This window comes from Microvirga aerilata (genome assembly GCF_016743775.1).
In the GTDB taxonomy this organism is placed as follows: domain Bacteria; phylum Pseudomonadota; class Alphaproteobacteria; order Rhizobiales; family Beijerinckiaceae; genus Microvirga; species Microvirga aerilata.
Window position 1 is genome coordinate 1 of the sequence record NZ_JAEQMY010000156.1, and the last position, 7,230, is coordinate 7,230.

Annotated in this window: 9 protein-coding genes; 4 read left to right on the forward strand and 5 right to left on the reverse strand. The window is 58.6% G+C overall.

Going from position 1 to position 7,230, the window contains the following annotated elements:
• Positions 1-525: 525 nt before the first annotated feature.
• On the reverse strand, positions 526-1,110 hold the full coding sequence (locus JKG68_RS30165; RefSeq protein ID WP_312891047.1) for a hypothetical protein: 585 nt from the start codon (positions 1,108-1,110) through the stop codon (positions 526-528).
• Positions 1,111-1,386: 276 nt separating this feature from the next.
• Between JKG68_RS30165 and JKG68_RS30170 the strand changes: the two genes are divergently transcribed.
• Together JKG68_RS30170 and JKG68_RS30175 are read left to right on the forward strand one after the other, a co-directional pair.
• A complete protein-coding gene (locus JKG68_RS30170) occupies positions 1,387-1,662 on the forward strand; it encodes a hypothetical protein (protein WP_201865026.1) in 276 nt (91 codons plus the stop codon).
• A 505-nt stretch (positions 1,663-2,167) separates the two neighbouring features.
• Positions 2,168-2,371, forward strand: coding sequence for a hypothetical protein (locus tag JKG68_RS30175; protein ID WP_202065901.1), 204 nt, complete (start codon positions 2,168-2,170; stop codon positions 2,369-2,371).
• Positions 2,372-2,393: 22 nt separating this feature from the next.
• On the opposite strand, the gene JKG68_RS30180 is transcribed toward JKG68_RS30175, so the two are convergent.
• From JKG68_RS30180 to JKG68_RS30190, 3 genes are all read right to left on the reverse strand, one after another.
• On the reverse strand, positions 2,394-2,645 hold the full coding sequence (locus JKG68_RS30180; protein ID WP_202065903.1) for a WGR domain-containing protein: 252 nt from the start codon (positions 2,643-2,645) through the stop codon (positions 2,394-2,396).
• A gap of 155 nt (positions 2,646-2,800) precedes the next feature.
• Positions 2,801-3,955, reverse strand: a complete 1,155-nt coding sequence (repC, locus tag JKG68_RS30185) for a plasmid replication protein RepC (RefSeq protein ID WP_202065905.1) — start codon at positions 3,953-3,955, stop codon at positions 2,801-2,803.
• Between the two features lie 175 nt (positions 3,956-4,130).
• Entirely contained in the window at positions 4,131-4,343 is a 213-nt protein-coding gene (locus JKG68_RS30190) for a hypothetical protein (protein ID WP_246516064.1), read from the reverse strand.
• A gap of 680 nt (positions 4,344-5,023) precedes the next feature.
• Between JKG68_RS30190 and JKG68_RS35030 the strand changes: the two genes are divergently transcribed.
• A complete protein-coding gene (locus JKG68_RS35030) occupies positions 5,024-5,260 on the forward strand; it encodes a GcrA family cell cycle regulator (protein WP_202065909.1) in 237 nt (78 codons plus the stop codon).
• Positions 5,261-5,699: 439 nt separating this feature from the next.
• On the opposite strand, the gene JKG68_RS30200 is transcribed toward JKG68_RS35030, so the two are convergent.
• Positions 5,700-6,167 carry an RNA polymerase subunit sigma-70 gene (locus tag JKG68_RS30200; protein ID WP_202065911.1) on the reverse strand — a complete coding sequence of 156 codons (468 nt, stop codon included), beginning with the start codon at positions 6,165-6,167 and terminating at the stop codon, positions 5,700-5,702.
• A 333-nt stretch (positions 6,168-6,500) separates the two neighbouring features.
• Between JKG68_RS30200 and JKG68_RS30205 the strand changes: the two genes are divergently transcribed.
• Positions 6,501-6,779 (forward strand): GNAT family N-acetyltransferase, encoded by a 279-nt coding sequence (locus JKG68_RS30205; RefSeq protein ID WP_202065913.1) that lies wholly within the window; start codon positions 6,501-6,503, stop codon positions 6,777-6,779.
• Positions 6,780-7,230 lie beyond the last annotated feature (451 nt).

Sequence of the window (7,230 nt, forward strand, 5' to 3'; positions counted from 1 at the left end):
GTCTCAATGAGGGTTGATGATGAGGGTGGGCTGGCCTGCGTTGTGCGGGCCGCCCGTCGAAGGATCGACGATGTCACTCTTGTCTCAGGTGCTGCACCGCTTCGGATCGCCTGTGAGCGAGGCGTGAGGTGTCCTTTTTGGGATTTATCTCGTCTTTTCCTTCAACCGTCCGGTGATCTTCCCGTCATTCTCTCCTGGGATTGCTTCATCTCTCCTCGTACCCGGCACAAACCGGCCCGGCCTAAGGCAAGCCGCCGGTCTTATAATCGTCAAAGACATGGAGCGGCGCCCTGCTCTTTGAGATCGCCGGAATTTGCTGGAGGAACGCCGCAGGCTCTCAGGGTTACAATGACCGCAGCCGCATCCGTGGCCCGGCCGCTTACCCCAGCTCTGGGCGCGCGAAGACACACTCACCACACGTTTCCTCGCGTGGGGCGAAAGGCGTCAAGACGCCTCTCGCGCCAGCCGACCCTGCGGATCACGCGAAAGCGATGAGCGTGATGATCCTCTGCAGATAGGGAAGTGCTAGAGGGCCAAGCCCGATACTGCGCCGTCGCGCGCCACGAGGGCGATCCGGATGCCAGCCCGTCTGACCAGCGGTCGGCGACGCCAAGTCTCTGCAAGCATGCGGAAGACAGGTGTATCGGGCACAGCGGCGACGACGATGTCATCGCCGCCGCTATCGAACAGCAGCGCCTCTCCGAGCGCTGTCGTCAGCAGCGAATGCTCGTCGCGTCCTGGCTTTCGGGCCAACGGTCCCTTGGTGCATTGTGCAACGATGCGCCGACTATCGATCGTGGCGACCACATTGCCTTCGCCTGGCCGCGAGTGCACCCGGATGGTCTTGTCACCGCGGCGGTAGGTACCGGTCCAGGCGTTGCGGCCAACCTGCGGCTTCTTGATCTGCTCCCATCCCGTGCCGGCCATGAAGCGGCCGGTGTCGAAGACGAGCAGGTCACCGACCTTGATGCGGGCTCCATCGACCGCGACGCTGGCCATGGCTCCCGAGCCGGGAAGCGACAGGATGAACTCGGCTAGCCGCAGGGCCACTTCGGCTTCCGACATACGGTCGGCCTGGAGGCCGAGCTCACGCGAATCCTTATCCCTCACAGTGTTGAGCCAAGTGTTGTTTGCGCATTCCTTACGTAAGCCGTCACCCATCTGTATCTACATCTGCGCAGTTGTTGACTGCTTACCCACGACTGTAGAGGATCCTCACAACGGCAGCTGCTTAGTGTATTGGTTAAGCTTACTCAGCAGTGTTGTCGAAATACGACACGGCCGATGTTTCTACTATGTCGGCCTAGTGTTGACACTTGGTTTATGTCTAGTGCGCATTCTCGATGAGAGGTCTGCAAGAGCCTGGGAATGATTGAGGGGTGCACCATGAGCGAAAAGCAAGCTAGCGAACGTAGATCGGTGGCCAAGCTCCGTCCCGTCAACACACCGCCCGTCGACGAGAACACAGCTTCGATGATCGACCTCCTACAGGAGCATCTGCGGCTCGCCCGCGAGGGCAAGCTGCGCTCTCTTGCCGTCGTGTCCGTATCCTCCGATGGGACGGCTATCGGCACTCAGTGGTCATGCGATCCGAGCGATATGGCATCGCTGATCGGCAAGCTCACTGTCCTTACCCATGATCTCATGGCGGCTCGGAAGTAAGCCGCGGGTCTCTGGAGCGGGCATTGTGGCGTGTGGCTCCCTCTTAGCCTCCTCAGCAGTCCTCGGGGGATCGTCCGCCATCGGCTCTCTGCGAGGAGGCTGAACTGCGTTTGTTGCAGCCTGCTTCTGAAGCCTGCGGTTCTTCCAGGCCTGCAGCATTTCTTGTCTCAGCCCTGGTCTGGGTTTCGGAAGGGTCCGCCAGATCGTCAGCGTGAACGCCTTTCCCACGGCGAGCACGAGGGCCATGCCGTAAAGGAAAATGGTCGGCGAGAAACTCTCATCCATTTGCGGTCATCCTCTCAGCGCCCGCTCGACACCATCAGCCGTGTGCACTGTTGAAGCCCCGCTCATACCATAACAGAGATCAAAGCGCGGCTTTCTCGCCCCAATGCCTTCGACCAAAGTCTGTCTTCCTCGATCCTGCCGGTTGCTAAGGATAGGAGGCAACGAACCGGCCTCAAGAGCGCCTATCGATCATGTGTGTTATCCGCCACGAATGTTGACCATGAGACTGCTGCAAAAAGCTCAGACCTACTTCCGCAAGCCTGCATTGCCGCCTGTGATCCATAGGCAAGTAGCCGCCCATGATGAGCAGGTTGGCAGCTCACGGTCAAAGCGCGCTCAGATCCGGGACGTGCTGCGCCAGTACGAGAGGGGCAGTCTCAAGGAAACTGAAGCTGTCGAAGAACTGCTCAAGATCCTACGCTGAGACCGATCCAGGCTTCCCTGCCCTACCCGCCTTGTAGCAGATAGCCACGTCGACGCTTTCGTTGGAGCCAAATCTCGAGCGCTTCCACGGCGCATGACTGGTTTTCGTAGAGCTCGACCCTCCGCTGTCCTAGTCGCCCAAGGCGCCCCCACTCGCGGATCAGGGTCGCATCACCAAACAGGCTCGGCTCGATCGACAGGACATAGTAGCGAGCCATGTTGCAGCTTGGATCGCACCGGTGCAGGACGAGATAGTGGATCGTGTCGTGAGCCATGCGCCAGTGTCACGCGGGCCCGGGGACGAGGTCCAATCAAAGTCCTGAATCGATTGAGCCTTAACGATTCACAGCCGTGATGCACCCTGCAATTTTCGCTCTCTGAACCCACGCACGCTGGCTAGTCATCATCTCCACGAGCACGGTTCCCCTGCCTACGACATTCTTCGCCTCCTCATGGCGAGGAGTTCGACGGCGAGGTCGATTTTGCCGGATTTCACCATGCGGGTGAGGGCGCGGAAGTAGCCGCCCGGGTTCTTGATCCGGCTCTCGCCACCGTTCCTGGCCATGTCGTCCTCATAGAGCTGCAGGACGTAGATCACCGCGATGGCTGCCCTGACGGTGCCGATGTCCTCCACGGCCTCGGCCCAGGCGCTCTCATGCGCCCCGAGGGAGGCTCGCAGGTAGCGACCTGCGGCAACGATGTCTGCCAGATCCTGGACAGGTTGGCCGTAGTCGCTGATGGCGGGGCAGGCCTCAAGGATCAATTCCGGTGATAGGTGCTCCGAGGTTTGTTCGGTTGAACGAACCGCCTCAGCTTTCTTCGGAAAGCCTTTGTTACAAGGCTCACTAGGAGATTCGTTGTTGTTATTAGTGTGACGGCAATCTTTGCCCCCATTGCCCGCATCAAAGAATGCTTTCTCGCAAAGTGTCCTCAGGTCTTTCCACGCGTCGAGAACGTCCAGCGGCATCACTTTTGTGCTGCGTAATGGCGTCCGGGCTTTCAGAGCCTTGAGACGGTCTTCCAGATCTGAGCGGTCCAGATCGGGATAGTGCTCGGCCAGGGCACTCAAGGCTTCTTCCGCGGCGCGGCGGGCGATGGTGATCTCGTCGAAGGCGCGCTTGCGGGCTTCCCTGAGCTGCTTTTGCTCGATCAGGCGCTCGGTCCACTCTCCTCGCCTAGCATAGACGGGCGTCAGGTCGAAGCCGAACGCATCGACGATCTCGCCGCCTAAGTCTTTGACGGCAAAACGCTTCCCGTTGGGGGATTCTTTCGGAACGATCAGCTGCTGGTCGATCAGCACCCGGAAGGCATAGCGGACCGACCGCTCCGACAGGCCGGTGCGGCTCATGAGGTAGTCGTTGGACGGCCACACGAGCAGCCGCTCCCATCCCTGCTCACCCCAGCAGGCCACGAGCTCGGACAAGATCGATCGGGGGCCGTTGCGCAATTCCAGGGCCTTGGCAGCGTCCCGGGCTGCCGCAGATAGTTCTTTACGCGTCACCGTGCGCCCGGCTTCGAGCGCGAGTTCTCTTGCGGCCAGAGCGGCATGTCTCAGCCGCCGGCCTCCTGACGATGCGAGTTGCATCGTACCCTCCTCTGTGAGGGCAAAGCGGGAGCGTTCACCGAAACCGATGCTCTTGACACACAGCTTGTCGGGATGGCATAAGGATGTCGCCAAACATTCGCTTATGCCCACCCTCGTGGTGGTCTCCAAAGGCCCTCGGAGTTTCCAGCTCCTTGGGCCTTTTGCTTTGCCTAGGTTACGTTACCGTGTTCGGCTCCTTCTGAACAAAGGCTGCTTCGAGGGCATGGGTGATCGCGACCTGACGCGAAGGGTAGCGGCCACTCTCGACGGCTTGGTCGATCGCATTGCCGATTTCCCGGGGAAGCCAGACATTGGTTTCCCTGTCTCCCCTCTCACGACGGGTTTGACGGAGACGTTGAGCTCGCTTGCGACTCGCTGCATCAGCCATAGCGTTCATCCATGATACTCGTAGCGATACGAGTGTTGCCCGATTCTCGGAGGCGAGTGGAGTCGGAGCGCAAGAATCCATTCACAATAATTGGATTCTCCGTTGGAAAACTTCTTTGGCTTGAATCATTTAGCCGAAAAGCCGAGTCAATTCGCAGGTAAAAACCTGGTTCCAGATGATTCCAAGTTACGCACTCGATTCTGAGACAGCAGTCAAAAACCGGAATTTCCAGTTCGGGCTGTGCCGTTTGACTCTGCCAAGACATAACAGCGACGTGCAGAACTGCTAATCGATGTCGTCACAAAGATGGATATTTGAGAATGACTCTCGCTCGACTCTGATCCGTAGTGCTCCTCTACTCCCGACGTCAGCCTGAGGCGATAGTAGCCATTCAAGCTGAAGGGCACCTCGTTGTGTGGTGGTGCGGACAACAAGGGCAAAGCAGGCTTGAGGTGTAGTAGGCTTGGAGGGACTTGCCCTCGGGACAGGCCATTATAAGCAGCCGGCTCTAACCATTAAGCTAAAGGCCCATCAACAACCATGCTGGATCGTCATTGCAGTGACTGTACCGGGAAGAGCGCGGCGAACGAAATGTTCTGCTCCCGTCCTTGCTGGCGATGGAACTCTTAAGGTCTTGGGCCTTTTGACCTCAAGCCAATTGTCACTGAGTACCTTGAGCAATGCCCGAGACTGAGATTCCTGAGCCCTCCTCTCGCGATAGAACCACGCTCGTTAAGCTCCGAGAGCGGCAATGCCGCTATGTTGTCTCAGATGGAGGCTCAGAGGCTGTCTTTTGTGGCGGCCGGACGAAGGAGGGCTCGAGCTGGTGCCCTTGGCACAGGCAGTTGGTCTATACGAAGCCGCCTTCCGGTGGGGCAAAAGCCGGGCGTGGCTTCGTCCTTCCAAGGTCTGGATAGAGCCGAGACCCGAGCAAGGTTTGGCTTTATTCCCACGCTATGCTTGAGGTGCCATCCCTTTGGACTCAGGCAGCCTGAGAGGCTTCGTCTTCCATGTTGATGCCTTGAACGCGTTTCTGGTTCAGAAGGGACTGCAGCTCGGCGAGCATCTGACCGTCTCCAGGGCTCCTTCCCAAGGTTTACGTCCAGACTGGAGAGCCTCGTGAAGGATGTTACCGTTCCAGAGGTGCCCGGAGGCTGGTCCGACAGTCGAACTGGGATCTCCCGCTCAGGCGGAACACCCCAGCGCCACCCATCTGGTGTCCCAAGTCGTTCTAAGACGCGGCCTGAGGATGCGAATAAGCCTCGTTTGCATTTGAACCCTAACATGACTTGGACATGCCCAGACAGGAACTCGGGCCAGGGCGCTTTGCGTCACGCCCATGGGCATTCGTCGAGTTCATAGCCCTTTGAGAAAATCATCGATCGACAGCTGCGCGGGGTTACGCGGCTTAGTGTTGGCTCGACGAGGCGCCTTCTCTGCCCCGACCACGGCGGCTTGCTCTTTCTCGCGGGGCGGCCTGTCCGCTTTGCCTCGCTCCATCCGGGCTTTGGCTTTGTCGCGTGCCACAGCCTCCAGCGCACGTGGATCCTCGGTGAGCCACTTCCTGCGCTTTATTACCTCATTCACGCGACCCTGATTGACCCCAAGCTGAAACGCAATCTCCTGCTGGGTCATATCCGTCGTGCCATGGAGCTCAAGGATCTTGCGCGCCAGCTCCGGCGTCATCTTACACCCGGAGACACGACGGGCAGGAGCAATCGTCCTTGTCTTCTTATCCTCGCTGCGAAGGGTCTCCAGGATGGCCAGGGCCATGTGCATCCCCTGGACCCACAAGGCTTCTTCGAACTGCTTCAGCGTGGTCAAAAGGCAAACTCCCGAAAGCGTGCTTCAACACACCTGCACTGAAGCAAGCTTCCTTTTGAACAAGGAAGAGGTCACAGCATGTCCTGCCAGAGCCCGCAAATTGCTGCCGGAGACCAGCCAGAATACAGCGCTCCGAGTGCAGAATAGAGTCTGGAGCTCCACCTTTTCAAGCATCTACCCCAACTTGGCTGTTGATCTGTTGCTTCAAGGATGTCGAAGCACACAAGGGCTTGCGGGGGAACCAATGCGGACTCAAACTGGCAAAGGGAGCGCGCAAGGTTCGGTCAGTACTGGGAGTTGCAGCGCTGGCAGCGGGTTGAATGGAGAGCTGTTATGAAGGATAGCGTGATCGACAATCCGGCCCAACATCGCTTTGAGCTTCCTGTCGGGGATGCAGTAGCAGTGGCCGCCTACCGACTGGAAGGTGAGAGGGTCATTCTCGTCCACACTGAAGTTCCCCAAGAACTCTCCGGTCAGGGCATAGGCTCCAAGCTGGCCGAAGGGGTCTTTGAGTTGATCCAGGGCAGCGGGCGAAAGGTCGTCACGGAGTGCCCCTTTATGGCTGGTTGGGTGAGCCGTCACTCGGAATACGCGAAGCTGGTGGTTGGCTGAAACCCGGTCTAGAAAAGCTTGTGTGCCTACATTTCCATTGTTGCTGGATTCTTGGCGTGAGATGTTCCGGCTTGGGCTCCGATCCGCGGCCTCGTGCGCCATAAAAGCAGCCCCTCTACGGCACTGTCGCTGCGTTCGAGGATCTGTCCGGCAATCGAGAGGATCTCGTTCCATTCACAGACGGAAATGAGCAGCGTGTTACGGACCGCATTCCACAACAGGCCTAATAGTTGGCCACTGTCTGTGGTCATCGGCGCTAGCCATCGTGGAATAATCTGACGCCACATCAACCTTTCGTTAACCATACATCTTTAGACTCTCTGATGCGATCGGGATAGCCGGTGCTGGCCGACAGCCCGGCCCAGCATTGCAGTAGACTCAGGATGAGCCCAGAAGCTCAAGTGACTTCCTAGCTGCCCACGCCGCCCGCCACACAACCCCTTTTGATGCT

Excerpts from the sequence above, each read along its gene's own strand:
- JKG68_RS30170 (WP_201865026.1), top strand. The coding sequence starts at position 1,387 with ATGAGCGAAAAGCAAGCTAGCGAACGTAGATCGGTGGCCAAGCTCCGT.
- JKG68_RS30175 (WP_202065901.1), top strand. The coding sequence starts at position 2,168 with ATGAGACTGCTGCAAAAAGCTCAGACCTACTTCCGCAAGCCTGCATTG.
- JKG68_RS30180 (WP_202065903.1), bottom strand. The coding sequence starts at position 2,645 with ATGGCTCACGACACGATCCACTATCTCGTCCTGCACCGGTGCGATCCA.
- repC (WP_202065905.1), bottom strand. The coding sequence starts at position 3,955 with ATGCAACTCGCATCGTCAGGAGGCCGGCGGCTGAGACATGCCGCTCTG.
- JKG68_RS30190 (WP_246516064.1), bottom strand. The coding sequence starts at position 4,343 with ATGGCTGATGCAGCGAGTCGCAAGCGAGCTCAACGTCTCCGTCAAACC.
- JKG68_RS35030 (WP_202065909.1), top strand. The coding sequence starts at position 5,024 with ATGCCCGAGACTGAGATTCCTGAGCCCTCCTCTCGCGATAGAACCACG.
- JKG68_RS30205 (WP_202065913.1), top strand. The coding sequence starts at position 6,501 with ATGAAGGATAGCGTGATCGACAATCCGGCCCAACATCGCTTTGAGCTT.